We start from the raw sequence: 24445 nt of genomic DNA, 5'->3' as shown, positions 1-24445 counted from the left end.
GGTTCGGCAGGTTCGGCAGGCACCCTCGCACCATTCGTGATCTCCGGGTCAATTCTCTACTAACCCTATACAAAAGGTAGGATTAGTAGGCATACTTGCGGCCGTTTGCTTCGTCCCCCAAGGAGCCCCCCATGCGCCGCGTCGCTGCCCTGTTCGGCCTGTTCATCCTGCTCGGCAGTCTCACCGCGTGCGGGGGAGGTGAGACGAAGGCCGAGAAGGAGCAGCTGCGCGTCGGATACCAGCGGTTCGGCGGACAGAGCCTGCTCAAGGCCAAGGGCCTTGCCCCGAACGCCTCCTGGTCGCTGTTCGAGAGCGGTCCCGCCCTGACCGAGGCGATCAAGGCGGGCGCCATCGACATCGGCCAGACGGGCGAGGCCCCGCCGATCTTCGCCGCGGCCGGCGGCACCAAGTTCAAGATCATCGCAACCTCCGAGCCGGTGCCGAAGGGCGAGGCCGTCCTGGTCAAGGAGAAGAGCGGCTTCGCCTCCTTCAAGGACCTCAAGGGCAAGAAGGTCGCGCTCAACAAGGGGTCGAACGTCAACTGGCTGCTGGTCAAGCTGCTCGAGGCCAACGACATGAAGATCACCGACATCGAGGTCCAGTACCTCAAGCCGGCCGAGGCCCGTCCCGCGTTCGACAACGACCAGGTCGACGCCTGGATCATCTGGGACCCGTACTTCTCCCTCGCCGAGCAGCCGGGCGTGAAGGTCCTCGCCGACGCCACCGGCCTGGCCAACAACCGCGAGTATCTCCTGGTGTCGCCCGAAGCCCTGCGGGACAAGCCCGACCTGGTACGGGAGTACCTGAAGGTCTACCGCGAGGTCACGGACTGGGGCATCGCCAACCCCGAGGAGCGCGTCAAGCTGCTCGCCCCCGAGCTGAAGATCCCCGAGGACGTCGCCCGCCGCGCCCTGGAGCGCAGCGCCCAGCCCCTCGCGCAGGTGGACGCCACGATCGGCGGCGAGCTCCAGCAGATCGCCGACGGCTTCGCCGAGCTCGCGCTCATTCCCGGCAAGGTCGACGTCAAGGGCCTCATCGACCCGAGCTTCGCGGACGTCCTGAAGTGAGGTTCAGACCACGGCGGCTGATCACGCCGGTCGTACTCGTCGCCGGATGGGAGGGCGCCGCGCAGGCCGGTGTCCTCTCGCCCGACAAGCTTCCCCCGCCGAGCGAGATCGCGGCGGCGGCCTGGCGGCTCTCCCTGGACGGGTCCCTCGGCCTGCACCTGCTGGAATCCGTGGAGCGGGCCGCCCTCGGGCTGCTCATCGGGGGCTCGCTCGGCCTCGTCCTGGGCGCGATCGCGGGGTTGCTCCGGATCGGCGACGACCTCGTGGACCCGCCGGTCCAGGCCGCCCGGATGCTGCCGCACCTCGGACTCGTCCCGCTGCTCATCATCTGGGTGGGCATCGGGGAGTCGCTGAAGGTGTCCCTGGTGGCGCTGGGCGCGTTCTTCCCGATCTACCTCAACACCTACGCCGGCATCCGCGACATCGACGAGAGGCTGGTCGAGGCCGCCCGGACCTGCGGTCTCACCCAGCTCGAACGGATCCGGCACGTCGTGCTCCCGGGCGCGATGCCGTCCCTGTTCCTCGGCCTGCGGCTGGCGTTCGCCGCGGGCTGGCTCAGCCTCGTCGTCGGGGAGCAGGTCAACGGGCAGAGCGGCCTGGGCTTCATGATGATGGAGGCCCGAGACTTCAGCCAGACGGAGATCGTCGTGCTGGGCCTGGTCGTGTACGCGGCCCTCGGCCTGCTGTCCGACCTGGCGTTGCGCACCGCGGAGAGGAGAACGCTGTCATGGCGACGCGGCCTGCAAGCGTCGTAACCGCCACCGGGATACGCCGGGTGTTCGCCGGTACGACGGTCCTGGACGGCGTCGACCTGCGGATCGGGCGGGGCGAGGTCGTCGCCCTGCTCGGGGAGAGCGGATCGGGCAAGAGCACGCTCCTGCGGATCCTCGCGGGACTCGACGAGGCGGCGTCCGGTGACTTCACGACCTCCGGGTCGACGGCCGTCGTGTTCCAGGAGCACCGGCTGCTGCCGTGGAAGCGGGTGGCCGACAACGTGGCGCTGGGCGTCCGCGGCCGGGACGCCCAGGAACGCGCGACGGCGGCGCTGGAGGAGGTGGGGCTCGCCGACCGGCGGGGCGCCTGGCCGTCGGAGCTGTCCGGCGGGCAGTCCCAGCGCGTGGCGTTCGCCAGGGCACTCGTCCGCGAGCCGGACCTGCTCCTGCTCGACGAGCCGTTCGGCGCGCTCGACGCGCTGACCAGGCTGAAGATGCAGGCGCTGTTCGGCAGGCTGCGCGCCCGGCACGGCTTCGCCGCCCTCCTCGTCACCCACGACGTGGAGGAGGCACTCCTCCTCGCCGACCGGCTCCTCGTCCTGGACAGGGGCCGCATCGCCGAGGAGATCGAGGTCGAGCTCGGCCACCCCCGCTCCGTCGACGTCCCCGGGTTCGGCGACCTCCGCCGCCGTCTCCTGACGCTCCTCCACGTCCCGGCCGACCCGGAGGAGCCTCAGGCGCACAGTCCTGCCCTGCGCCGAGGACCGGACGTGCCGGCCGGTGACGGGCGTCAGGTCATCACCGACTCCCCGCCGGGATAGGTGAAGGACGACCGGGGCGAGTAGAAGCCCCACTCGATCTGCAGCGGATCGGCGGGACGGAGCGCGTAGACGGAGTGGCTCGGGTCCAGGAACTCCAGCGACACGACCTCGAACGGGTCCACCGGTTCGGCTACGAACGGATAGATCCCGCTGAGCCGCTGCCCGCCGACGTCCGTGATGTAGCGCAGCTGGCCACGGTTGACCGCCGTACCGGTCTCGCCGACCCGCGCGGTCGTGCGGATCACCGGCACGCCGTCCGCCTCGGTCGTCGCGACCAGCTTCCCGTCCCCGACCTCGATCGTGGTGCGGCCCACGGTCGCGGGCACGCTTCGGGCCGCCGCGTACTCGCGTACCACCGCGCTGGAGTTGAAGTAGTGCGTCCACCAGCGGCCGGGGGTCTCACCGTCGGGAGCGTAGGCGCCCTCCAGGTCCGGCCCGATGTAGGTGAGCGAGTACGCGCCGAAACCGGACGTCTGCTCGGGCCGGTCGACGACGTACTGGTTCATGAAGACCTTGCGGTTGGCCATGGGCTCCAGACCGTCGGGCACCAGGGCCGCGACGGCCTCGGGGTCGGCCGGCACCCAGCCAAAATAGATCATCCGGCTGTTGACGACGAGCTGGGGGGCCACGACTTCGGGCACGACTTCTCCCTGGTATCGGCGGTATATAGCCGGAACATACGTCACGTGCCCACGGAGAGCAACGGCGGGAACACGACCTCCTCGATCTCCCGGAAACCGGGGTATTCGCACGCCCGGCACCGATCCGTCCGGCACACGACGGCGCTCTCCGGCGCTGACCGGCACTCGGCGGTGCTGGCCGGTGCTCGTTGGTGCTCGCCGGTGTCGTCGGCCACGCGCCCGCACAGCCCGCACAGCCCGCACAGCCCGCACAGCCCGCACCGGCGAATCGTCGAGCAGTCGAGTAGCCGAAGAAGGCGTGTGCCGTCGTCCGGACCACGGGCAGCCTCGGGGACCGCCGGATCAGCGCCGGGTCGGCGCCAGATCAGTGCCGGGTCAGCGCCGGTCGTCGGCGAACGCCGCGCGCGGATCGAGGAGCCGGCCCCGCGCGTACTCCTCGTCGAAGGCGCCCGCACCGAGCGCCTCGACGGCGGCGGTACGCACCTTGGCGAGGTCGGCCGCGTCGTCGGGATCCGGTACCTGGCCGAGCGACGCGAACGCGGCGTCCGCGACTCCGGCCAGCCGCGCCGCCCGCGCGTGGTCACCCTCGGCCGAGGCGAGCGCGGCACCCGCCACGCAGACGTACGGCACGAAGTCGTCCCAGCCGTTGCGGAACACCCGCTCACGGCCCTCGGCGAACAGCTCCCTCGCGACGTCGAGGTTGCCCAGGCCCAGCTCGCAGAAGGCGAGGTTGTGGTACTCGGAGTTGACCGCCTCGGGTCGGCCGAGCGCCTCGTTGAGGGCGATGCTCTCCCGGTACAGCCCCCGGGCACGGAGCAGGTCGCCGGACATGCGCGCCACGGCGGCCAGCACGTGCCTCGGCCGTTCCTCAAGGCTCCGGTCACCGGAGCGCAGCGCGACCGCGAGCGCCTCCCGGGCCAGGGTCTCTCCGCCCGGCAGGTCACCGCCGCGGATGGCGACCCGGGCCAGGCTGTACCGTGCCTCCACCTCGCCCGCCGGGTCGCCGGCCGCCCGGGCCCGCTCGATCTCGGCCTCGCTCATGCGCACCACGGCGTCACTCTCACCGCGCCGGAAGGCCGAGCGCACGTTCTCGCTGAAGTTCATGATTCCTCTTCCCCATGTGTGCGGGTAGGTCCCGGTGGTCGGCGTCATGCGTGGAGGCGGGTCCCGACGCCCGGCGTCATGCGATCCGGCTTCGGTGCCGTGTCGTAGACCGCGTTCGGCGTCGCGCTGCCCGCACCGGTCACCGCCGCGCGAGCGGTGCCCCGCCCGGCGTGCCGGCCCATCGGCGTCACCTCGCGGAGGAACTCGACGGCCCCGAAGTACGCCGCCGCCGTCCGATCGGCGGTGGTGTCCATGGCTGTCTCCCCCGTGTTTCCCGTGGCTCGCGTTTTCCCTGGTCAGCGACGAGCCGAGAAGGAGGGTACCGCCCGCCGCCCGGCAGGTCCGCCCCCGCCCCCGGGGTCGTGAACCGGCGCGTACGGCCGGCTCCCACATTTCGCGATCTTCGGCCGAACCGTGCGTCACGCCGGGAAGATCGAGGAACGGGGAACACGACGACCGTCAGCCCCACGCCCCACGGCCGACGGTCTCAGCCGGGCAGCGGTCCCAGGTCACGCACGACCCGGGCGAAGGCGCGGATGAGGTCGTTCTCCGCCTCGCCGAGCCACACCAGCCCGTACGGCAGCGCCTCCATGTCCCTGACGGGCAGGTAGACGATGTCGGGGCGGGAGTAGTACCAGCTCACGTGGACCGGGAAGAGGGAGACCGCGTCCCCCATGGCCGTGTGCACGAAGATGTCCTCGAGGTTGCCCACGGGGGCCGCGCGGTCGATCGGCCTGCCCTTCGGGGTGAACTCGGGGACGTAGCGGTCGAACCAGTAACCGGGCACCGGCTCCACGGAGATGTGCCGACGGTCGCCGATCGCCTCCAGGGACACCGAGGACCGCTTGGCGAGGGCGTCGTCGGCGGCCACGGCCAGCACCCTCGGCTCGGCGAAGAGCAGGGGCCCCACGGTCAGGTCGGGCTCCTCGACGGGGAGCCAGGTGACCAGGATGTCGGCCTCGCCGTCGCGCAACTGGGCGAACGGATCCGCGTACCCCGACATCCGCAGGCGGAGCTCCCACTGCGGGTGGCGGGCGCGGAAGGTCTCCCAGTACCGGCGCAGTTCCTGGAGGTTGGCGGGGAACAGGCTGATCCGGAGCGTGCCCGTCTTGCCCCGGGCGGCGAGCCGGGCCCGCTCCAGGCTCCGCGTCAGGCCCGAGTGCAGCTGGCGCAGGTCGTCCCGGAGCTGCTCACCCACCTGCGTCAGCCGTACGTTGCGGCTGTTCCGCACGAAGAGCTCGACGCCGATGGCCCGTTCCTGCTTCTTGATCGCCTGACTGACCCGGGCCACGGAGACGTGCAACCGCTCAGCGGTCCGGCCGAAGTGCAGCTCCTCGGCCAGGGTGAGGAAGATCTCGATGTCCCGTAGCTCCACGCGGCTCCCGTCCGTCGACCTTCCACCGAGACCGTTCACTGGGGGCGCAAGTATGACATGTCGGGCTACGCAGTAACCGCCGAGCCCGACCGGTCAGGGAAGCCCACTCCTCGGATTCCGAAGAAGTAGCGGAATGCCGGTCACAGCCCCGCGCGATGCCGCCGGGCGCCGCCGACGGGCACTCGCCCCAGACCGGAGCCGCTCCCCCGGCTTCGGCCACCGCAGCCAGATCGAGGCCGGGCCGAAGCCGGGGCACGCTCACGACGAGACCGGGTCGAAGCCGAGTCGAAGCCGGGGCACGGTCACGACGAAGCCGGTGTTGCCGCGCCGGAGGTCAGGGCCGCCTGCACGATGCGGATCGCCTCGCCCGCGTCGATGCCCACGCTGGCGATCACGGCCGCGTAGTCGGCGGCGGCCCGGCGGGCCCGCTCCCGGCCCTCCTCTCCGGCGGCCGACACGAACGAGCCCGCCCGCCCGCGTGTCTCGATCAGCCCCGCCTCCTCCAGCTCCCGATAGGCCCGGCCGACCGTGTTGACGGCCAGGCTGAGGTCGGCCGCGAGGTTGCGGATGGTCGGCAGCCGGGCGCCCACGGCCAGCGTGCGGTCCTGGATCTGCCGGGCGAGCTGGGCCCGCAGCTGCTCGAACGGCGGCACCGGCGAGGCCGCGTCTATGACGATCATCAGACGCTCATGACCCGCCGGGCCACCGTCACACTCGACGGCATCCTGGCCTGGAGCGCGATGAGCGCGACCAGGCCCAGGATCAGGTAGACGACCGCGGCGGCACTCCACCAGCCGGGCGCGGTGCCGAACAGCAGCACCATGGGCAGCGACCACTGCACGCTCGGCGTGGTGAGCTCGCGGGCGTCCTCCACACGCATGATGACGTCGGCGGTCAGCGACTCCTCGTCCTGCGCCACGACCGGACGCCGCAGCAGGTGGCGCAGTTGCATGACGGTGATGGCCGTCACGCCGAGCAGGCCGATCAGCAGCACGACGGCCAGCTGCCGCACGGTGGGGTCGGGGAGGGCCAGCGCGCTCCCGGCCAGCACCATCGCGCCGGCGAACGTGGCGACCACGAAGACGGCGTACGGTCGGCCGAGCACGGCCCGCCAGCCGGGCTGGACCAGATGGGCGGCCCTGCGGGACAGCGTCGCGCCCGCCCGCTGGTCGACGCGTCGTACCCACCAGTCGAGCAGCGACTGCGCCAGCAGCAGCCCGGCCACCAGCGCGGCCAGGACCAGCAGCGGCCACGGGCGAACGGAACCGGCGAACCGGTCGAAGGTCGCGGCGAGCGCGCTCGCGATGATCAGCACGGCCAGGATGATGTGAGCGGCCAGACGGGCGCGCCTGCGAACCGCCAGCCGGCTGGCCAGCAGCGGGGTTGGACCGGCGTCGGCCAGGTCGTGCCGGGCCAGCCACTCGCCCGCCAGCCGCAGATCGACCTCACGCACCGGCGGGTCGGCGTCCGGCAATGGTCCGCGTGTCACGGCGCCTCCTTTGTCGCAAGGTTTGTAGCAACATGGTGCGTCAAACCTTGCGACAAAGTCAACGCCTCGCGGGCTCCCGTCCCCCCGATGACACAAGCCCCGGCCCAGCGACGGCCGTCGCCGTGAACCACCAGGTGGAAGGCGGCCGACTCGGTCCCGCCCCGGGGTATCTCCTCCTCGGTGGTAGCGACTCCGAAGACGCGCCGCAGCGGCACGCATCCCCACCCGCCCCGTGGCGTCGGCGGCCTCTTCACCGGCCCTGACCGGCACCGCCCCGCCTTGACCCTGTGGTGACACCTGTCGCCGAAAACGATTCCGGCCCAAGATCGGCACCGGATCTTCCGGGTGATCAAGGGCCAGGACCCGGCTGAATCCACGGGTCTACGCCTCACCGGAAATCAGGCCGACCGGGCACGAGACCCCGGTCCCCCGATTCCTCAATAGCCGTCCGGGTTCTCGTACAGATACCGCTGTGGTACTTCGCAATGGTTCCGGACACCGATGCCTGGTCACCTCAAGGGCGGTCTCAGCGGTCTCAGACGTGAACCACCTCCACGGTTTTCCCGCACAGCTTGCCCATGTCGTCCTCATCGGATGTCAGGACGACGACCGGGCGCACCGAGCGCAGCGCGGTAGCCGCGACCACGGCGTCGATGGCGTACTTGTGACCGTGCAGACGTGCATCTCGGAGAAGCTCGATCGCCCGTGACGAGATGTCCTCGGTCACGGGCTCGATCTTCAAGCGTGACAGATACCACCTGAGACGATCGCTTTTGACGCGAACGTCTTGCGCCTCGATCGGTGTCATCGCGCTGACCACGACCCGAAAGTCATTGTCCTGGGCCTCCCGTACGAACGCGGTCACCCGCCGGTCGGCCTCACACCACTTCACGAGTCCCTCGCAGTCGAGGACCACAGTGCCCGCGCTCAGCCTGCTTCGTGCACGCGTCACTCGTCCTCCTCCTGGAGTTCGGGTGCCGACTTGACGCGGTGGAACAGTGCCGCCGCCTCGTCACGCAAGGACTGGGGGATCGGACCGGAAGCGGCCTCGTTCTCCTGAAGGGCCTCCTCCAGGAGATCCCGCTCGATCTGGCGCTCCACCGCGGCGTCGACATAGGCGGAGAACCCGCGGGCTCCGACCCGCTCCCTGACGGCGCGAATGTTGCCTGCCCTCAGAGAGACACTGACCTTCGCGGCCGGCCCGTCTCCCGGAGCGAACTCCCGCTCAGGCATACTCATGGAAATAGCTTACTACTTGAAGTAGCAAAACACTGGTCATAGTCCTGCGAGTTGGAAAGAGCTCGATCCTTGATGAGCGTCAGGTGTCTCAGTCTCCGTTCAAGACGCGGGTTACCCACTCCAGCGACCCCGTCCTGAGCGCCTCGTCCGCGAGGCGCTTCGCGGACGCCGTCCTCAGCGCGGCGAGTGAGCTGTCGATCCACGGCTGGACGTTCTGGTGCCCCTGCTCGCGATACTCGATGGCCTGGATCAGGCATTCGAGTTTGTCGGCGTCACGGGCACAGACCGCTTCGAGACTGGTCTTCTCCTCGTACTCGCCGACCGCGCCGCTCACCATCTTCGCCACCGGTTCCGGAACACCGCGCACCTGGTCGGCGGTGACCTCCTCGTTCGGCGCCGTCTTCAGATACCGCTTGCCGATGTAGGGAATGTCGGTGACGCGGGTCTCCTGGGTGTCGTGGAACAGGCTCATGAACGCCGCCCGCTCGGGGTTGCCGCCTTCCAACACCGTGATCACACTCGCGATGATCGCTGTCCGAAAGGAGTGGTCGGCGATGCTCTCGGGATCCCGTACCCCCGCGACCAGCCAGCCGGTGCGCTTGTAGCGCTTGAGCAATCCGATCTCGTACAGCAGGCCCGTCAGCCTCGACAGTTCCTCCGCCATGGAAGCCCTTCTTTCACCCTTGGTGGATCATGCGCGGAGCGTAGATGACCGCCTCCAGTTCCCGCTGGGACTGTGGCGACGCGGTGGCCTCGTCCAGGGTACGAACGGCCGCATCTCTGAGAGCATCCGTGCTCTGGGTGTCCAGCGCCGAGGGGCGCAGCATGACCAGCGCCCACAGTGTGTGCGCCACCACGTCGGGGTAGGGGTTGGTGGAGTCCAGCTTCCTGGTCAGATGCCTGGGAAGCTCGTTACCGCGCCAGACGTCCGGGTTCAGCTCGACCATGAACGTGTCCGCCAGCTGTGGCTCGCTGACCTCACCGAGCCAGTAAGCCCAGTAGTTGAGGTTCGCCATCTCACAGATCTCGTCGGCCAGATGAACCCGAATGAAGTGTTGCAACCCTTCGCGGTCGCCGAGCCGGGCCAGTGAATGGGCACCGGATCAGACGACGGCCCATGACGGGGTCCATTCGCCCGCCCGGCCCATCCGTCGTTCTTCGGCGTGCTGCATGGCCGTGAGCCAGCCGGCGGTGTCGTCCGTGTCGTCGAAGCTGGCGACATAGTGGGCTTGGCGGCGCAGCAGCATGCCGTCCACCCGGTCCGTATCGGCGCCCTCGGCCACTGACTTCAGATGCTCGAAGAAGTGCGTGCGTTCGTCGGGCAGAAGAGAAGGCGCGGTTGCCACCGGCCCTCGGTGGCCGGTCCCGCGAACGGCTCCCGCCATGGCAGACGGCGCAGACTTGGTGAACAGCCACGCCACGAGATCGGTGAACGGGCGTGTGATCACCCATGACGCCAGCGGATGATCCCCGGTCCCGGCTTTTCCGGGTTCCGTGCTGAGCACGTAGCCGACGAACCGGTCCGCCTCAAGGGCCATGTCCAGCTGAGAGAGCAGCCGCGACCGGACACCGAGCCGTAGAAGCCAGTGTCTCAACGATAGGTATGTGCCCGTGGGGATCGCCATCAGTGGGCGCCGCCCGGATTCCCACCCCTGAACCGTCGTGACGTCCAGGCCAAGGCGTTCGGCGAACCGCTCCTGAGTCAACCCCGCGGACTCACGGATGACCTTGAGCACATACCCGGAGATCCGGCCTTCACGGCCGCGCTCAGCGTTACCCCGACGGGTGGTCAGGGTTCCCGCGCCGTGGACAGTCATGAAAGGGAGCCACCGCCGTCCGTACTCGTACTTCCGGTCAGTTCTGCGACATCCGCGCTGTTCCTAGCGTTGTCACCAGCACGGACAAGCCGATCCAGCGTAACCCGCAAGGGCCTGGCGCGACCGACTCATTCAGGCGGAGCAATGGAATCGCCCCCCAGAACGAAGATCATCAGAGGTGCTGCTGACGACTTTGTCTGTCATCCGTCACATGTCGCCTCCGCCGAGCGCCTGAAGCTCTCCCTAGAAGACCTTCAGATCGCCGCCGATGTCCACGAGGGGCAGGGAATCGCGCTCGTGTCGGTCTGGCTGAATCTCATCGTCTGGACGAACGGGCGCTGGTACCGGTGGTGGACAGGGCAGGTGTCACAGAAGACGGGGAGACGGTTGTACGCCGTCCACAGTACGGAGAACCCAGTCACCACCGCGCGCCATGTCGCCCTCCGGTATCGCGAGGTTCACACCAGCCGTTCGCTGCCGGCCGTGCTGGCCGAGGCTCGATGTGATCCTGTCTGACGAGTGCCTGAGCCCGCACGTGGTCCTGGCCCAGCGAGATCACCTGAGACTGGAATGGCGACGACCGTACCCGGCACTGGAACGGGTGCGGCCGGTGGCCTGGACCTGCTTCTGTCGCGCCACGGTCTACGAACTGTGCGAGGGCGGCGGACGGGCGTTCATCCGGCGAACCGTTCAGCGCGACGGCGGACACGAGGTCTACGAGACCTCTGTCTACTCGATCCATGAGGCTCGGGCGATCTGGGCGGCCCTGCTGTCCGGAAGAACCCGGTAAACCAGGCGTGGCGGCGTGGGATCTAGAGGGACGGCGCCGCCACGCCTGCCAGAAGTCATCTCACCAACTCCTGGTCCATTCCTCCCCGCCCCCGATAGCTGCCGAATCATGTGTCCTCAACCCAGTAGGTACGGACGGATATGAAGTCGACCAGGAAGCAATGGAGCGGGGAGTCAGAACACTTCATTGCAAATTAAGGGGCGATCGTCCAAGACCGTCCACGGCCGTCTTCCTAGCCTGATCGAGCGGGATCTGCAGGCTCTTTCGGTCCAGGGTCGTCCAGAGTCGTCCGAACCTGTTACTAGCATCCGCGTTAGCAAGATCAGTTTTCGTGTTTCGGCCCTCCGGACCGGTTGCTATTCCGCTTGGAGGGTCTCCATCGCTTGGAGCACGTCCGTAACAACGTGATCCGCCCCATGCTCCCGGTCCAGCCACACCGTACGGAGGCCAGCCGCCCATCCCCCGCCGACGTCAGCAACCAGATGGTCATCGACCATCCGTCCCACGTCGGCAAAGGTCATCCCACAGCGGTTCGCGGCGGTCTCGAACAGGCCGAGCTGGATACGGCGATCACTGCTAACTTCACCGCCTCCGATGGCATCTACGGATCACCCGGAATCTGTGGGAGAAAGGCTGGCGGGTGTCGGTTTACACGGCCGCGGACCGGATGGCCGAGCTCGGGCTGGTCGCCCGAGTGCGCAGAAAGTCTCGGGCGCTGACCCGTCAAGGGCAGCGTCCGACGGCGCCAGATCTGGTCGGCCGTCAGTTTCACCGCCGTCGCACCGGATGTGTTGTGGTGCGGCGATGTCTCCGAGATCCTCACCGATGAGGGCAAGCTATATCTGGCCACGGTGGAGCACCTGTTTGCACGCCGACTGCTCGGCTACGCCATGTCAGAACATCACGACGCCACCCTCACGGTGGCCTCATTGCAGATGGCCGCGGTGCCCCGGAGCGATGACGTCGACGAGGTGATCTTTCACTTCGATCGCGGCAGCGAATACACCGCCGCCCGCTTTCAGGGCGCCTGCCAGCACTGGGGTGTGGTGCAGTCGATGGGCCGGGGCAGCTGCGCGCTGGACAATGCCGCGGCCGAATCATTCAACTCCACACTCAAGGTCGAATTCGTCTACCGCCATCGGTTCACCACCCGGGCTGGGGCCCGCTTGAAGATCGTCACCTGGATCGCCGATTTCTATAACACCCGACGTTGGCACAGCGCCGCCGATGGACTACCACCGTTCATCTATGAACAGCAGATCACCACCGCCAGAGCGGCCATCACGGCGAGACTTCAGCAGCTCATCGCTGCATAGAAAGTCTCCACGCTTTCAGAAAGTTGCCAGTTCTCTTTGATAATGCCTTTATTGCGACGAGTGGGAAGATCACGAAAGCAGCTCGCAATTGGCCCGGAAACGCCCTTGACGCTTCTCTTGGCCACCCTCTCTGACGAATCTCCCTTCTGAAAATCGATCGGACTCGCTGCTCCTAGATCCCGATCAGTTTCTTGATAAGATCATAGGCAGCGTTGCCCGTAACACCGCCTGCGATCGCGGCGCCAGCAGCTTGGAGAAGAGGGTGTAAGACTTTTAAGGACGCGGTCTCGGACGGTACCTCCCCGGGCGCGAGTTCGAGAAACTCTCGGCGGGGGCATGGACTGTCGGCGTCTTCTCGCCAGCCGCTGAGAATTTCGGCCACGGTCGCAAGATTGTGATTCTCGTATGCGCCGTTCAAATCCGTGAGACGAACTGCGTGAAGGGAGGCCCAATCGATCTTCACCGGACTCGTGTATTGGGTGATGACCTCAGCGCGGATTCTTGCGGAGACGTTATCATTCACCGCGTCGAGTTCCTTCCACAAGCCAGGAGCGCGCTCCCCGAACTCGTGCAAGCGATTGACGAATTGCTGTTGGCGATCAGTCCAGGTTGCCCGGTAGGCCATCACACTTACGAGCTCAGGAACTCCGGAGTATCGCCACGGGGTGAGACCGTCGGGCACGTCATCGCTTAGCGCTTCGCGGTGGAGTCGCTCCACGTGGCGTCTGATTTCATCGAAGTCGGAGGGGGAGAACTTCCAAATCGGCACGCCTAGCGCGCGAGGACTGAGCCACCGGCGCCGGCCGCTGTATCCGGCAAAGAAGAGATCCCAGTGCACGCCGGAGCGACGGTCAAGGTAGGCGAAGTCTTGGTTCAGATCACGGAACACGACTGAGCGTGGGTGGCAGAACATGATGCTGATGAGCGCGGAACCGTCATCCTTATGTCGCTTGATGGCTTCGTCTGCCAACTTCTCCACGACATTGAGATCAGGGCCGTCCAACGACATCATGTGATATAGAGGGCGGCCAGCAGCTTCCCACCGCTCTTGCTCCCGGCGCTCCCGTTCCTGCTTTGCACGCTCATGCTTATCCAGCCGCGCCAAATAGCGAGCTGTGCGCGGCTCCGATGCATCGCTACTGAGCAGCCAGAAGTCATGTTCAATGGAGCTGTCCCAATGATCAGCGTCACGGCCCGTGGTGAGGCGCAGCGGTCGCCCTTCGGCGGCGTTGTATTCGGCGCATACTGACTCATCTGCGACTTCATCTGCGGATGGCATGGCACTCAGCCTAGTACGACAGCCGCCATTCGTTAGCTGATCTGGGCGGATGCGACGATGCGGGCGCGCGACTGAATCTGCAGGTTTAGGGAGAAGAAAAGCCGTGGCCATGTAGTTTTGTCACCTGACTCAGTTGTGTTCGGCCAGCTTTGATACCTGCATTGCCGCCTCGGGCTCTCTACGCATGGGCGGTGCTGGCCGCGACCGGCCGAAGGGCCGCAGCGTGGCCAGCGACCGCCCGACGCGCGCGGGGCGCCGCAGACAGCACGCGCCTTGACCCTGTAGTGATACTTGTCGCCGAAAACGGCTCTGGCCCAAGATCGACACCGGACGTACCGGGCGATCAAGGGCCAGAATCTAGCTAAATCCGCAGGTCTACGCCTCGCCGGAGGTCAAACCGACCGGGCATGACACCCCGGTCCCCCCGATCCCGCAGTAGCCGCCCGGGTTCTTGTACAGGTACTGCTGGTGGTATTCCTCGGCGTAGTAGTAGTCACCCGCCGGGGCGATCTCGGTGGTGATGGGGTCGTAGCCCGACTCGGTGAGTACCTTCTGGTAGGTGTCGCGCGAGGTGAGGGCCGACTTCTCCTGCTCGGGTGAGTGGAAGTAGATCGCCGAGCGGTACTGCGTGCCGACGTCGTTGCCCTGGCGCATGCCCTGGGTGGGGTTGTGGGCCTCCCAGAAGACGCGCAGCAGCTCCTCGTACGAGACCTTGGTGGGGTCGAAGACGACGCGGACGAGCTCGGTGTGGCCGGTCTGGCCGGTGCAGACCTCTTCGTAGGTCGGGTTCTGGGTGTAGCCACCCGCGTAGCCGACCGAGGTGGTGATCACGCCCGGGGTCTGCCAGAAGATGCGCTCGGCGCCCCAGAAACAGCCGAGGCCGAAGTCGGCGATCTCGCTTCCCTCGGGGTACGGCGGGGCGAGCGGGGCGTCGAGGACCGCGTGGCGGCCGGGTGTCGTGATCCGCGTGGGGCGGCCCGGGAGCGCGTTCTCCGGGGACACCATCGTCGTCTTGTCCTTGCCGAACAACCAGCCCATTGTGAACCTCCTCCTGACACGTTCTCACCAGGAGGCAACCGCCGGCGACCTTCCCGTGTTCCCGTAAGGCCCGCTTAACAGAGCAGAAAGTACTACTAAATTGTATTAAACCCTGTAAGCAGCGAAGATGGGCATCATGCCTGAAACGCGCCGTGGAGTCCTGTACGGCATCGCCGCCTACAGCATGTGGGGCCTGTTCCCGCTGTACTGGCCGCTCCTGAAGCCCTCGGCCGCCCTGGAGATCCTGGCGCACCGCATCGCGTGGTCCCTGGTCGCCGTCGTCGCGATCCTGGCGGTACGGCGCCACTGGTCCTGGTTCCGCGGGCTCCTGCGCACCCCGCGGACGCTCGGCCTCCTCGTCCTGGCAGCGATGATCATCACGGTCAACTGGGGCGTCTACATCTACGCCGTCAACAGCGGGCACGTGGTCGAGGGCGCGCTCGGCTACTTCATCAACCCGCTGGTCAGCGTGCTCTTCGGGGTGCTCCTGTTGAAGGAGCGACTGCGGCGGTGGCAGTGGGTCGCGGTGGGGCTGGGCGCGGCGGCGGTGATCATCCTGGCCGTCGACTACGGGCGTCCGCCGTGGATCGCGCTGGTGCTGGCCGTCAGCTTCGGCACGTACGGGCTGGTCAAGAAGATCGCCGGGGTGGGCTCGGTGGAGAGCATGACGGTCGAGACGCTGGTGCTGCTGCTGCCCGCGCTGGCCTACCTGCTCTATCTGGGGCAGCAGGGGACGAGCACGTTCGGGAACGCGGGAGCGGGTCACGCGTTCCTGCTGGCCGGGGCGGGGGTGGTCACCGCCGTCCCGCTGCTCTGCTTCACCGCCTCCGCGATCTTGATACCGCTCACCACGATCGGCCTGCTGCAGTACATCGCTCCGATACTGCAGTTCCTGTGCGGGGTGTTCGTGATGCAGGAGGTCATGCCGCCCAGCCGCTGGCTGGGGTTCGGCGTCATCTGGCTGGCGCTGTCGGTCTTCACCTGGGACAGCCTCCGGACGGCCGCTCAGGCCCGCCGGGCGGCTCCCGAGCCCGTTCCGGTGCGATAAGCCCACATAAGCGTTCCATATGCCGCACAAGGGCCTCGTAGCGCCACCTGGTGGCACTGGAGAGCCGCCGAGGCGAGCCGGGGCGGTCAGGAGCCGCGTACGGCGAGGACCAGCGGGGTGAGGTCCGGGTCGACTCCGGCCTGCTCCAGGGCCGCGGCGAGGGAGCGCTCGTAGGTGGGCGTGGCCCCGGCCAGGCGGGCCCGCCCCTCGTCGGTGATCACCGAGTAGACGCCGCGGCGGTCGTCCGAGCAGAGGTCGCGCCGGGTCATCCCGGCCTCCTCGAGGCGGGCGACGAGGCGGGTCACCGAGCTCTGGTTGAGCCCCACGGCCTCGGCGAGCTCCTGCATGCGCATGCAGCCGCCGGGGGCGGTGGCGAGTCGTCCCAGCGCGCGGTACTCCGACAGCCCGAGGCCGTGTCCGCGCTGGAGTGCCTTGGTCAACTCCGCCTCCACGCGCGCGTGCAAGAGGGCGAAACGGTCCCACGACATGGTGATTCCTCCTGGAGTGTTCTGTCGGCAGGAGTCTACATGCACGTACAATCTTTGCTTATACATGCAATGAAAATCGTGGAAGAGGCACGAAAAACTCGAATCGGCCGGGAGGAGAGCCGTACCATCGCCCGCGATCTTGCCGTTCCTCGGAAGCGTGATCCAGGAGGCGTTCCGCCCGAAACGCCTCCTGGATCGCGGGGTGCCGCCGACGAACGCGTCATCAGCCGCCGAACGAGAAGGGCCTGGGCTTTCGGCGGTCGTGCGCACTCACCCGGGCGATCCGGTTACGCGGATGAGGTTGCCGGCGGGGTCGCGGAAGGCGCAGTCGCGGACCCCGTAGTCCTGGTCGATGGGTTCCTGGACGACATCGGCACCCGCGGCCTGAAGCCGGTCGAAAAGCCCGTCGAGGTCGTCGGTGGCCAGGGTGATGGCGGTGTAGGCGCCCTTGGTGATGAGTTCCAGGATGACGCGGCGTTCCTCGTCGGTGACGCCGGGATCGGCCGCCGGCGGGTGCAGCACGATCGAGGTGTCCGGCTGCCCGACCGGGCCGACGGTGATCCACCGCATGTCCTCGTAACCGGCGTCGGCCCGGACCTCGAAGCCCAGGATGTCGCGATAGAAGACCAGGGCGGCCTCGGGATCGGTGTGCGGGAGGAAGGCGTGATGAATGGTGATTTTCACCCCGCCACGCTATGCACGACTACCGGGGGTGGGCTTCTCGATTCTTGACCGGTCTGGTCACCTGCTTACTCAGGCACGGCGGGATACCCGCCGCGGCCTGGGAGTGGTCGCGCCGGTAGACGCTCGGTGGCACGCCGACCAGCTCGGCGAACCTCGTGCTGAACGTGCCCAGCGAGGAGAAACCCACCTCGAAACACACCGCTGTCACGCTGAAGTCCCCACGGCGCAGCAGCGTCATCGCCCGTTCGATTCGCCGGGTCATCAGGTACGAGTACGGGGACTCACCGTAGACGCGGCGGAACTCCCGGCTCAGGTGCCCGATCGACATGTGCGCCGCACGGGCCAGCGCCTCAAGGTTCAGCGGCTCGGCGTACTCACGATCGATCCGGTCCCGAACACGGCGGATCACGGCGATGTCGCGCAACCGTTGCGCCTCCGCACGCCCGAGACCCATGCGCACCATCGTTCCACGTCGCGCCCGCCGCGCGGGCGACAGGCCCACCGCCGCCATGGGACCGGGCTCACCCGGACCAGCCGGGCCGTACGACGGGGTGTGCCCCCGTGGCACGGGGCGCGCATCGATCAAGAATCGAGAAGCGTCGGCTCTCCCGGCACGGCTAGCGTCGAAAGCGCCCCACCCCGACAACGACCAAACGAACAGACGACCAAACGACCAGGAGAGTGACGGCGATGAGCGCGGACACCGGCGCGAAGAGAACTAAGAGCACGAGGAGCACGGACGGCTTCTCCGAGGAGGAGCGTGCCGCGATGAAGGAGCGTGCCGCGGAACTGAGGAAGGAGACGAACCGCGGCCGCGGCAACAAGACGGCCGCCGAGGAACTCGACGTGCTGTCGAAGATCGCGGAGATGGAGGCGCCGGACCGCGCGGTGGCCGAACGCGTCCACGCCATCGTCACCGCCAACGCCCCGGGGTTGTCGCCGAAACTGTGGTACGGGCAGCCCGCCTACGCCAGGAAGGGGAAGGTCGTGTGCTTCTTCCGCAGCGGGCACGCCGACAAGGAGCCTTACTCGACCTTCAGCTTCACCTCCGAGGCGAACCTCGGCGACGGCAGCGGCCTGTGGCCCACGTCCTTCGCGGTGGCCGAGCTGAGCGAGGAGGCCGAGAAGACGCTCGCCACCCTCGTCAAGCAGTCCGTGAGCTGACGTCACGCCGGATGCCGGCAGATCCCTCGGCTCGGACGCCTCGACTCGGACGGCGGGGCCGCACACCACCGGGCAGGCCACGGTCAGCCAACCGCCCCACCACGCGAACCGGACCCGGACCACGAAGCCGCACACCGCCGAGCACCCCAGCGGTCAACCGAACGCCCCACCACGCGAACCGGACCCGGACCACGAAGCCCCGCCGCGCGTGCGCCCCCATCAGGCGAGCCGGACCCGCACACCACCGGGCCCCCAGCGGTCAACGAGCAGCGGTCAGCCGGACCGCTCCACCACGTAGTCGCACAAAGCCAGGTAGGCGGTGCGGGCCGGGATGTCGGGGAGGCTGGCCAGGTCCTCGCGGGCGCGGCCGGCCCAGGCGAGCAGCTCGGCGCGGGCGCGCTCCATGGCCGGGTCGGCGCGGAGCAGGCCCAGGGTCTCCTCGACGTCCTCCTCCGCCACCGGACCGGCGAGCAGCTCGCGCAGGCGGGCGCCTTCGGGGGCGTCGGAGGCGAGGACGTAGAGGACCGGCAGGGTCCGGATGCCCTCGCGCAGGTCGGTTCCGGGGGTCTTGCCCGACTCGACCGTCTCGGCGGCGACGTCCAGCAGGTCGTCACTGAGCTGCCACGCGACCCCGATCGCCTCGCAGGCCCGGGTCAGCCGCTCGACCACCTCGGGCGAGGCGCCGCTGAGCATGGCGCCGAACCGGCCGGAGGTGGCGATCAGCGAACCGGTCTTGTCGGCCAGCACCCCGATGTAGTGGGCCACCGGGTCGTCGCCGGGGCGGGGGCCGATGGTCTCGCGGATCTGGCCGCGTACCAGGCGGGAGAACGTCTGGGCCTGGATCCTGATGATGTCGGCGCCGAGGTCCGCGAGGATCTCCGACGCCTGGGCGAACAGGTAGTCGCCGGTCAGGATGGCCACGGTGTTGTCCCAGCGGGCGTTCGCCGACTGGGAGCCCCGGCGGACCGGGGCCTCGTCCATCACGTCGTCGTGGTAGAGCGTCGCCAGGTGGGTCAGCTCGATCACCACGGCCCCGGGCACCACACCGGCGGCCTCCGGGGAGCCGAACTGGGCGGCGAGCAGGGCCAGCATGGCCCGGAACCTCTTGCCGCCGGCCTCGATGAGGTGCTTGGACGCCTCCGTGACGAAGGCGTCGTCGCTCTGCACCGAGGACCGCAGCAGCTTCTCGACCTCTGCCAGTCCGGTAGCGATGTCCTGCGCCAGCCGCTCGTCGACGAACGGAAGATCAACAACCGGTGGCGCAGCCATGAAACGTTACTCCTTTAGCGAATGAACAACGCGGACGCAGCCTGATCCGCGAGATCGAGCACCGGCTGCGGGAAAATCCCCAGCACTACCGTAGCCGCTGCCGCGAGGGCGACCACAGCCGAGGTGCCCACCGTGGGAGCCGCGATGGACGGCCCGTCGGCGGCGGGCTCGCTGAAGAACATCAGCACGATGACGCGGACGTAGAAGAACGCCGCGATCGCCGAACTGACCACACCCACGACGACGAGCGGCAGGGCGTCCCCGGCGACGGCCGCCGAGAAGACGGCGTACTTGCCGAAGAAACCGCTCGTGAGCGGGATGCCGGCGAAGGCGAGCAGGAAGAAGGCGAAGATGCCCGCCAGGACCGGGGAGCGCTTGCCCAGACCGGCCCACCGGGACAGGTGCCCGGCCTCGCCTCCCGCGTCGCGGACCATGGTGACGACCGCGAAGGCGCCGACCGTGGTGAAGCCGTACGCGGCCAGGTAGAACAGGATCGCCGACAGGGCCTGGGCGTTCTGCTCGGCGGCGCCGACCGCGACGATGCCGGTGAGCAGGAAGCCCGCGTGCGCGATCGAGGAGTAGGCGAGCATGCGCTTGATCTCGGTCTGGGTGATGGCCAGGATCGCGCCGACGATCATCGTCAGGATCGCGACGCCCCACATGACCGGCTTCCAGTTCCACTCAAGCCCGCCCAGAGCCACCCAAAAGACCCTGAGGACGGCGCCGAAGGCCGCGACGAGCACGGTGGAGGCCATCAGGGCGGTGACCGCGGTGGGCGCGCCCTGGTAGACGTCAGGCTTCCACGCCTGGAACGGCGCGGCTCCGATCTTGAAGAGCAGGCCGATGCCGAGCATCGCGGTGCCGATCAGCAGCAGGGTCTCCTGGCCGCTGACCGCGCTGAGCGAGGCGCTGATGGCCCGCAGGTCCACCGACCCGGCGTAACCGTAGATCAGGGCCATCCCGTACAGGAAGAAGGCCGAGGAGAACGCGCCGAGCAGGAAGTACTTGACCGAGGCCTCCTGCGAGAGCAGGCGGCGACGGCGGGCCAGGCCGCAGAGCAGGTACAGCGGCAGGGACATGACCTCGAGGCCGACGAACATGATCAGCAGGTCGTTGGCCGAGGCGAAGAGCAGCATGCCGCCGACCGAGAACAGCAGCAGCGGGTAGACCTCGGTCTGGGCGTACCCGCTGAGGATCGCCTCCTCCTCGTCGGGGCTTCCCGGCACCGCCGCCGCCTGCGCGACGAACTGCTCCTCGTCGTTGATCAGGAGCGTGCTGACCAGGGCGAGCACGAGGATGATGCCCCAGATGAACAGGGAGGGGCCGTCGACCGCGACCGAACCCATCGCCGCCGGGGCGTCCGGCAGGCCGTTGACCGCGTTGAGCACGGTCATCAGGAACGCGCCGACCAGGGCCAGCAGCGTGAGCGGCATGTGGATCGACTTGCGCAGGTAGCGGGGCGCGAACGCCTCGACCAGCACGCCGACGATGGCCGCGCCGAACACGAGCAGCATCGGCGAGAGCAGCGCGTACTCGATTGTCGGGGGTTGGATGATGGCGTCGTTCACTGCCCGGCCCCCTTCTGGTCCGCCACGGCGGGTTTGGGCTGTTCGAGGTTGATACTGCTGAGCGTCTTGTCCACCGCCGGGTTGATCACGTCGAGCACCGGCTTGGGGTAGAAGCCCAGGACGAGGAGGACCGCGACCAGCGGGGCCACCACGAATATCTCGCGCAGGTTGAGGTCGGGCAGGCTCAGCGCCGGCTTCTTCGAGGCGACGGGCTCCACAGGTTCCTCGGAGGAGACGGGCTCCTTCGGGGCCCCGGGCAGCACGTGCGCCGCCTCCCCGGGGGAACCGGGCACGGCGTACGCCGGTTCCTTCGGGGCGCCGGTCATCATGCGCTGGTACATCCACAGGATGTAGACGGCCGCCAGGACGACGCCGCTCGTCGCGATGATCGCCGGGACCGGGTAGCGCTGGTAGGTGCCGAGCAGCACCATGAACTCGCTGACGAACGTGGACAGGCCCGGCAGGGAGAGCCCGGACAGGCCCGCGATCAGGAAGGTGCCCGCGAGCAGCGGGGCGACCTTCTGCACGCCCCCGTAGTCGGCGATCCGGCTGGACCCCCGGCGGTAGATCAGGAACCCGGCGATCAGGAACAGCGCGCCGGTCGAGAAGCCGTGGTTGACCATGTAGAGGGTGGCGCCCGCGCCCGCGTTCGTGGTCATCGCGAAGACGCCCAGCGCGATGAAGCCGAAGTGCGAGATCGAGGTGTAGGCGATCAGGCGCTTCATGTCGGTCTGGCCGATGGCCACGATCGCGCCGTAGACGATGCCCACGACCGCGAGCACGATCACCAGCGGGGTGAAGAACTTCGACGCCTCGGGGAACAGCTCCAGGCAGAAGCGCAGCATCCCGTACGTGCCGACCTTGTCCAGCACGCCCACCAGCAGCACCGCGGCGCCGGCCGGGGCCTGCGCGGCGGCGTCGGGCAGCCAGGTGTGGAACGGCCACAGCGGCGCCTTCACCGCGAACGCGATGAAGAAGCCCGCGAAGAGCCACTTCTGCGTCGTCGGGTCCTGGACGGCCGCGATGAGCTCGGGGAACATGAAGGTGTTCTTCCCGGCGACCACGTAGAGCGCGATCACCGCGACCAGCATGAGCAGGCCGCCGAACAGCGAGTACAGCAGGAACTTCACGGCCGCGTAGGACCGCTGCGCCCCGCCGTACGACCCGATCATGAAGTACATCGGGATGAGCATGGCTTCGAAGAAGACGTAGAAGAGGAAGACGTCGGTCGCCGCGAAGACGCCGATCATCATCGCTTCCAGCACCAGCAGCAGCGCGAAGTAGGTCTTCACCGACCGCTTGGGCGGGGTCGCGACCAGCTTGGGCGAGGCCTCGCCCAGGCGGGCGTCACCGCCGGGGCCGTCGGCGTCGTGCCAGGACGCGAGGATCACGATCGGCACGAGCACCGCCGACAGCGCGATCAGCACCAGGGCGATGCCGTCGACGCCGACGCCGTAGTGGACGCCGAAGCGCGGGATCCAGTCGTAGACCTCGGCGAACTGGAAGCGCGTCTCGGAGGCCGGCTGGAACCGGACCGCGAGCACGACGGTCAGCGCGAGCACGACCAGCGAGACCGCGAGGGCCAGCTGCTTGGCGAGCTTGTCACTCTTGACAAGGGAGACACCCACCGCGCCCAGAACGGGCACGGCCATCAGGGTCGAGAGCCAGGGCATCACATGTTCCCTACGTAGAGCAGCGCGCCAACGACCACGGCGGCACCGAAGAGGATGGACAACGCGTAGGACCGCACGTAGCCGGTCTGGATGCGGCGCAGCCGCCCGGAGGTCCCGCCGATCCCCGCCGCCAGGCCGTTGACCAGGCCGTCGATGCCGCGGTTGTCGAAGAACACCGCGATGCGGGCCAGCCACTGGCCGGGGCGCATGAACAGCGCCTCGTTCAGCGCGTCGCCGTACAGGTCACGGCGGGCGAAGGTGGTGACGAACGAGCCGCGCGGGGCGACCCGGGGCACCTCGGCGGCACCGTAGCGGAACCAGGCGAGGACGACGCCGACGGCGACCAGCGCGAGCGTGGTCAGGCCGGGGACGCTGAAGGGGTGGAAGCCCGGGAGCTCCTCGGGCAGGCCGACCGCCGGGGCGAGGAACCTCATGAACCGGTTGTCCAGGACCAGGAAGGCGCCCAGGCCGATCGAGCCGATCGAGAGCAGGATCAGCGGCACGGTCATCACCGAGGGCGACTCGTGCGGGTGCGCGTCGTCGGCCCAGCGCTTCTTGCCGAAGAAGGTCATGAAGACCATCCGCGACATGTAGAAGCCGGTGATTCCGGCACCCAGGACCGCGAGCCAGCCCAGGATCTGGTTGTGCTCCATGGCCGTCTCGATGATGCCGTCCTTGGTGAAGTAACCGGACAGCAGCGGGAAGCCGATGATCGCGAGGTAGCCGACGATGAAGGTGGCCGCGGTGACCTTCATCACCGAGAACAGCCCGCCGTACTTGCGCATGTCGACCTCGTCGTTCATGGCGTGCATGACCGAGCCCGCCCCGAGGAACATGTTGGCCTTGAAGAAGCCGTGCCCGATCAGGTGCGCGATGGCGAAGGCGTAGCCGACCGGGCCGAGGCCCGCGCCGAGCATCATGTAGCCGATCTGCGACATCGTCGAGCCCGCGAGGCCCTTCTTGATGTCGTCCTTGGCGCAACCGATGATCGCACCGGCGAGCAGCGTGGCCACGCCGACGATCGTCACGACGAGCTGCGCGGCCGGGGCGGCCTCGAAGAACGCGCCCGAGCGGACGACCAGGTAGACGCCCGCGGTGACCATGGTCGCCGCGTGGATGAGGGCCGAGACCGGGGTCGGGCCCTCCATCGCGTCCAGCAGCCACGACTGCAGCGGCAGCTGGGCCGACTTGCCGCAGGCGCCCAGGAGCAGCAGCAGGCCGATCGCGGTGATCGTGCCCTGCGAGGCGCCGCCGGACTGGATCGCCCCGCTCACGGTCTCGCCGGTCAGGTCACCGAAGGCGACCGTGCCGAACGTCGTGAAGACCGTGAAGATCGCGATCAGCAGGCCGAAGTCGCCGACGCGGTTGACGATGAAGGCCTTCTTCGCCGCGGCCGCCGCCGAGGGCTTGAACTGCCAGAACCCGATGAGCAGGTACGAGGCCAGGCCCACGCCCTCCCAGCCGATGAACAGGGCGACGTAGTTGTCGGCCAGCACCAGCAGGAGCATCGCCGCGACGAACAGGTTCAGGTACGCGAAGAACCTGCGCCGGTCGGTGTCGTGCGACATGTAGCCGATCGAGTAGATGTGGATCAGGGATCCCACACCGGTGATCAGCAGGGCGAAGCTGATCGACAGCGGGTCGATCAGCAGCCCCATGTCGGCGACGCCGGGGATGAACTGGTAGAGCGCGACACCCTGCCGGCGCTGGGCGTCGGGCAGGCCGAGGATCTCGGCGAAGGCGACGACCGCCACCACGAAGGCGCCCAGGGACATCGCGACACCGAGGAGGTGACCCCAGCGGTCGGTGCGGCGCCCGCCCAGCAGCAGGACCGCGGCGCCGAGCAACGGGAGTGCGATCAT

28 protein-coding genes are annotated in these 24445 nt (G+C 68.2%); 8 read left to right on the top strand and 20 right to left on the bottom strand.

Going from position 1 to position 24445, the window contains the following annotated elements; all coding sequences use genetic code 11:
- Positions 1-131 precede the first annotated feature (131 nt).
- Genes ABT053_RS12310 through ABT053_RS12300 form a run of 3 tightly spaced genes read left to right on the top strand, consistent with a single transcriptional unit; the run spans position 132 to position 2601 of the window.
- On the top strand, positions 132-1067 hold the full coding sequence (locus ABT053_RS12310; protein WP_350969005.1) for an aliphatic sulfonate ABC transporter substrate-binding protein: 936 nt from the start codon (positions 132-134) through the stop codon (positions 1065-1067).
- A complete protein-coding gene (locus tag ABT053_RS12305) occupies positions 1064-1822 on the top strand; it encodes an ABC transporter permease (RefSeq protein WP_350969003.1) in 759 nt (252 codons plus the stop codon). The genes ABT053_RS12310 and ABT053_RS12305 overlap by 4 nt, the downstream gene beginning before the upstream one ends.
- Positions 1795-2601: an ABC transporter ATP-binding protein gene (locus ABT053_RS12300; protein WP_350969002.1), complete on the top strand. Its 807-nt coding sequence runs from the start codon at positions 1795-1797 to the stop codon at positions 2599-2601. The genes ABT053_RS12305 and ABT053_RS12300 overlap by 28 nt, the downstream gene beginning before the upstream one ends.
- On the opposite strand, the gene ABT053_RS12295 is transcribed toward ABT053_RS12300, so the two are convergent.
- From ABT053_RS12295 to ABT053_RS12245, 11 genes are all read right to left on the bottom strand, one after another.
- On the bottom strand, positions 2571-3242 hold the full coding sequence (locus ABT053_RS12295; protein WP_350969001.1) for an acetoacetate decarboxylase family protein: 672 nt from the start codon (positions 3240-3242) through the stop codon (positions 2571-2573). The genes ABT053_RS12300 and ABT053_RS12295 overlap by 31 nt on opposite strands.
- A 375-nt stretch (positions 3243-3617) precedes the next feature.
- A complete protein-coding gene (locus tag ABT053_RS12290) occupies positions 3618-4346 on the bottom strand; it encodes a hypothetical protein (protein WP_350969000.1) in 729 nt (242 codons plus the stop codon).
- A gap of 44 nt (positions 4347-4390) precedes the next feature.
- Positions 4391-4600, bottom strand: coding sequence for a hypothetical protein (locus tag ABT053_RS12285; protein ID WP_350968999.1), 210 nt, complete (start codon positions 4598-4600; stop codon positions 4391-4393).
- A 233-nt stretch (positions 4601-4833) separates the two neighbouring features.
- Entirely contained in the window at positions 4834-5721 is an 888-nt protein-coding gene (locus tag ABT053_RS12280; RefSeq protein ID WP_350968998.1) for a LysR family transcriptional regulator, read from the bottom strand.
- 302 nt (positions 5722-6023) lie between these two features.
- On the bottom strand, positions 6024-6401 hold the full coding sequence (locus ABT053_RS12275) for a GntR family transcriptional regulator (protein WP_350968997.1): 378 nt from the start codon (positions 6399-6401) through the stop codon (positions 6024-6026).
- Positions 6401-7210, bottom strand: a complete 810-nt coding sequence (locus tag ABT053_RS12270; protein ID WP_350968996.1) for a hypothetical protein — start codon at positions 7208-7210, stop codon at positions 6401-6403. The genes ABT053_RS12275 and ABT053_RS12270 overlap by 1 nt, the downstream gene beginning before the upstream one ends.
- 535 nt (positions 7211-7745) lie before the next feature.
- Positions 7746-8162: a type II toxin-antitoxin system VapC family toxin gene (locus ABT053_RS12265; protein ID WP_350968995.1), complete on the bottom strand. Its 417-nt coding sequence runs from the start codon at positions 8160-8162 to the stop codon at positions 7746-7748.
- Positions 8159-8449, bottom strand: a complete 291-nt coding sequence (locus tag ABT053_RS12260) for a hypothetical protein (RefSeq protein ID WP_350968994.1) — start codon at positions 8447-8449, stop codon at positions 8159-8161. Before ABT053_RS12260 ends, ABT053_RS12265 begins: the two co-directional genes overlap by 4 nt.
- Before the next feature lie 88 nt (positions 8450-8537).
- Complete coding sequence (locus ABT053_RS12255; RefSeq protein WP_350968993.1) at positions 8538-9113, bottom strand: HD domain-containing protein; 576 nt, start codon at positions 9111-9113, stop codon at positions 8538-8540.
- A gap of 13 nt (positions 9114-9126) precedes the next feature.
- The gene (locus ABT053_RS12250; protein ID WP_350968992.1) at positions 9127-9510 is read right to left on the bottom strand and encodes a hypothetical protein; all 384 of its coding nucleotides are present in this window, start codon (positions 9508-9510) and stop codon (positions 9127-9129) included.
- 42 nt (positions 9511-9552) lie between these two features.
- Positions 9553-10266 carry a helix-turn-helix domain-containing protein gene (locus ABT053_RS12245; RefSeq protein WP_350968991.1) on the bottom strand — a complete coding sequence of 238 codons (714 nt, stop codon included), beginning with the start codon at positions 10264-10266 and terminating at the stop codon, positions 9553-9555.
- A 144-nt stretch (positions 10267-10410) separates the two neighbouring features.
- Between ABT053_RS12245 and ABT053_RS12240 the strand changes: the two genes are divergently transcribed.
- The 3 genes from ABT053_RS12240 to ABT053_RS12230 all read left to right on the top strand — a co-directional run bounded on the left by ABT053_RS12240 (position 10411) and on the right by ABT053_RS12230 (position 12372).
- Positions 10411-10782: a hypothetical protein gene (locus ABT053_RS12240; protein WP_350968990.1), complete on the top strand. Its 372-nt coding sequence runs from the start codon at positions 10411-10413 to the stop codon at positions 10780-10782.
- Positions 10769-11056, top strand: a complete 288-nt coding sequence (locus ABT053_RS12235) for a hypothetical protein (RefSeq protein ID WP_350968989.1) — start codon at positions 10769-10771, stop codon at positions 11054-11056. Before ABT053_RS12240 ends, ABT053_RS12235 begins: the two co-directional genes overlap by 14 nt.
- A gap of 749 nt (positions 11057-11805) precedes the next feature.
- Positions 11806-12372, top strand: a complete 567-nt coding sequence (locus ABT053_RS12230; protein ID WP_350969264.1) for an IS3 family transposase — start codon at positions 11806-11808, stop codon at positions 12370-12372.
- Between the two features lie 172 nt (positions 12373-12544).
- Here ABT053_RS12230 and ABT053_RS12225 read toward each other — a convergent pair whose 3' ends face one another.
- A complete protein-coding gene (locus ABT053_RS12225) occupies positions 12545-13651 on the bottom strand; it encodes a hypothetical protein (protein WP_350968988.1) in 1107 nt (368 codons plus the stop codon).
- Between the two features lie 375 nt (positions 13652-14026).
- On the bottom strand, positions 14027-14689 hold the full coding sequence (gene msrA, locus ABT053_RS12220; protein ID WP_350968987.1) for a peptide-methionine (S)-S-oxide reductase MsrA: 663 nt from the start codon (positions 14687-14689) through the stop codon (positions 14027-14029).
- A gap of 136 nt (positions 14690-14825) precedes the next feature.
- On the opposite strand from msrA, the gene rarD reads away from it, so the two are divergent.
- On the top strand, positions 14826-15737 hold the full coding sequence (gene rarD / locus ABT053_RS12215; RefSeq protein WP_350968986.1) for an EamA family transporter RarD: 912 nt from the start codon (positions 14826-14828) through the stop codon (positions 15735-15737).
- Positions 15738-15823: 86 nt separating this feature from the next.
- On the opposite strand, the gene ABT053_RS12210 is transcribed toward rarD, so the two are convergent.
- The 3 genes from ABT053_RS12210 to ABT053_RS12200 all read right to left on the bottom strand — a co-directional run bounded on the left by ABT053_RS12210 (position 15824) and on the right by ABT053_RS12200 (position 17363).
- On the bottom strand, positions 15824-16225 hold the full coding sequence (locus tag ABT053_RS12210; protein WP_350968985.1) for a MarR family winged helix-turn-helix transcriptional regulator: 402 nt from the start codon (positions 16223-16225) through the stop codon (positions 15824-15826).
- Between the two features lie 270 nt (positions 16226-16495).
- Positions 16496-16909, bottom strand: coding sequence for a VOC family protein (locus tag ABT053_RS12205; RefSeq protein ID WP_350968984.1), 414 nt, complete (start codon positions 16907-16909; stop codon positions 16496-16498).
- A 19-nt stretch (positions 16910-16928) separates the two neighbouring features.
- A complete protein-coding gene (locus tag ABT053_RS12200; protein WP_350968983.1) occupies positions 16929-17363 on the bottom strand; it encodes a helix-turn-helix transcriptional regulator in 435 nt (144 codons plus the stop codon).
- Positions 17364-17599: 236 nt separating this feature from the next.
- On the opposite strand from ABT053_RS12200, the gene ABT053_RS12195 reads away from it, so the two are divergent.
- Positions 17600-18073, top strand: a complete 474-nt coding sequence (locus tag ABT053_RS12195; RefSeq protein WP_350968982.1) for a DUF1801 domain-containing protein — start codon at positions 17600-17602, stop codon at positions 18071-18073.
- A gap of 273 nt (positions 18074-18346) precedes the next feature.
- Here the strand turns inward: ABT053_RS12195 and ABT053_RS12190 are convergent, their stop codons facing one another.
- The 4 genes from ABT053_RS12190 to nuoL are packed head-to-tail and all read right to left on the bottom strand — an operon-like array spanning position 18347 to position 24445.
- The gene (locus ABT053_RS12190) at positions 18347-19342 is read right to left on the bottom strand and encodes a polyprenyl synthetase family protein (protein WP_350968981.1); all 996 of its coding nucleotides are present in this window, start codon (positions 19340-19342) and stop codon (positions 18347-18349) included.
- Between the two features lie 14 nt (positions 19343-19356).
- Entirely contained in the window at positions 19357-20910 is a 1554-nt protein-coding gene (gene nuoN / locus ABT053_RS12185) for an NADH-quinone oxidoreductase subunit NuoN (protein WP_350968980.1), read from the bottom strand.
- The gene (locus ABT053_RS12180; RefSeq protein WP_350968979.1) at positions 20907-22583 is read right to left on the bottom strand and encodes an NADH-quinone oxidoreductase subunit M; all 1677 of its coding nucleotides are present in this window, start codon (positions 22581-22583) and stop codon (positions 20907-20909) included. Before ABT053_RS12180 ends, nuoN begins: the two co-directional genes overlap by 4 nt.
- Positions 22583-24445: an NADH-quinone oxidoreductase subunit L gene (nuoL, locus tag ABT053_RS12175; protein WP_350969263.1), complete on the bottom strand. Its 1863-nt coding sequence runs from the start codon at positions 24443-24445 to the stop codon at positions 22583-22585. The genes ABT053_RS12180 and nuoL overlap by 1 nt, the downstream gene beginning before the upstream one ends.

It is taken from the genome of Streptosporangium sp. NPDC002524 (assembly GCF_040295985.1).
Taxonomy (GTDB): domain Bacteria; phylum Actinomycetota; class Actinomycetes; order Streptosporangiales; family Streptosporangiaceae; genus Streptosporangium.
This window is presented reverse-complemented; position numbering and strand designations above follow the sequence as displayed.

What these genes read in the sequence shown, in the direction of transcription:
- ABT053_RS12310 (WP_350969005.1), top strand. Translation starts at nt 132, where the DNA reads ATGCGCCGCGTCGCTGCCCTGTTCGGCCTGTTCATCCTGCTCGGCAGT.
- ABT053_RS12300 (WP_350969002.1), top strand. Translation starts at nt 1,795, where the DNA reads ATGGCGACGCGGCCTGCAAGCGTCGTAACCGCCACCGGGATACGCCGG.
- ABT053_RS12290 (WP_350969000.1), bottom strand. Translation starts at nt 4,346, where the DNA reads ATGAACTTCAGCGAGAACGTGCGCTCGGCCTTCCGGCGCGGTGAGAGT.
- ABT053_RS12285 (WP_350968999.1), bottom strand. Translation starts at nt 4,600, where the DNA reads ATGGACACCACCGCCGATCGGACGGCGGCGGCGTACTTCGGGGCCGTC.
- ABT053_RS12275 (WP_350968997.1), bottom strand. Translation starts at nt 6,401, where the DNA reads ATGATCGTCATAGACGCGGCCTCGCCGGTGCCGCCGTTCGAGCAGCTG.
- ABT053_RS12260 (WP_350968994.1), bottom strand. Translation starts at nt 8,449, where the DNA reads ATGAGTATGCCTGAGCGGGAGTTCGCTCCGGGAGACGGGCCGGCCGCG.
- ABT053_RS12255 (WP_350968993.1), bottom strand. Translation starts at nt 9,113, where the DNA reads ATGGCGGAGGAACTGTCGAGGCTGACGGGCCTGCTGTACGAGATCGGA.
- ABT053_RS12245 (WP_350968991.1), bottom strand. Translation starts at nt 10,266, where the DNA reads ATGACTGTCCACGGCGCGGGAACCCTGACCACCCGTCGGGGTAACGCT.
- ABT053_RS12240 (WP_350968990.1), top strand. Translation starts at nt 10,411, where the DNA reads ATGGAATCGCCCCCCAGAACGAAGATCATCAGAGGTGCTGCTGACGAC.
- ABT053_RS12225 (WP_350968988.1), bottom strand. Translation starts at nt 13,651, where the DNA reads ATGCCATCCGCAGATGAAGTCGCAGATGAGTCAGTATGCGCCGAATAC.
- msrA (WP_350968987.1), bottom strand. Translation starts at nt 14,689, where the DNA reads ATGGGCTGGTTGTTCGGCAAGGACAAGACGACGATGGTGTCCCCGGAG.
- rarD (WP_350968986.1), top strand. Translation starts at nt 14,826, where the DNA reads ATGCCTGAAACGCGCCGTGGAGTCCTGTACGGCATCGCCGCCTACAGC.
- ABT053_RS12210 (WP_350968985.1), bottom strand. Translation starts at nt 16,225, where the DNA reads ATGTCGTGGGACCGTTTCGCCCTCTTGCACGCGCGCGTGGAGGCGGAG.
- ABT053_RS12200 (WP_350968983.1), bottom strand. Translation starts at nt 17,363, where the DNA reads ATGGGTCTCGGGCGTGCGGAGGCGCAACGGTTGCGCGACATCGCCGTG.
- ABT053_RS12195 (WP_350968982.1), top strand. Translation starts at nt 17,600, where the DNA reads ATGAGCGCGGACACCGGCGCGAAGAGAACTAAGAGCACGAGGAGCACG.
- ABT053_RS12190 (WP_350968981.1), bottom strand. Translation starts at nt 19,342, where the DNA reads ATGGCTGCGCCACCGGTTGTTGATCTTCCGTTCGTCGACGAGCGGCTG.
- ABT053_RS12180 (WP_350968979.1), bottom strand. Translation starts at nt 22,583, where the DNA reads ATGCCCTGGCTCTCGACCCTGATGGCCGTGCCCGTTCTGGGCGCGGTG.
- nuoL (WP_350969263.1), bottom strand. Translation starts at nt 24,445, where the DNA reads ATGATCGCACTCCCGTTGCTCGGCGCCGCGGTCCTGCTGCTGGGCGGG.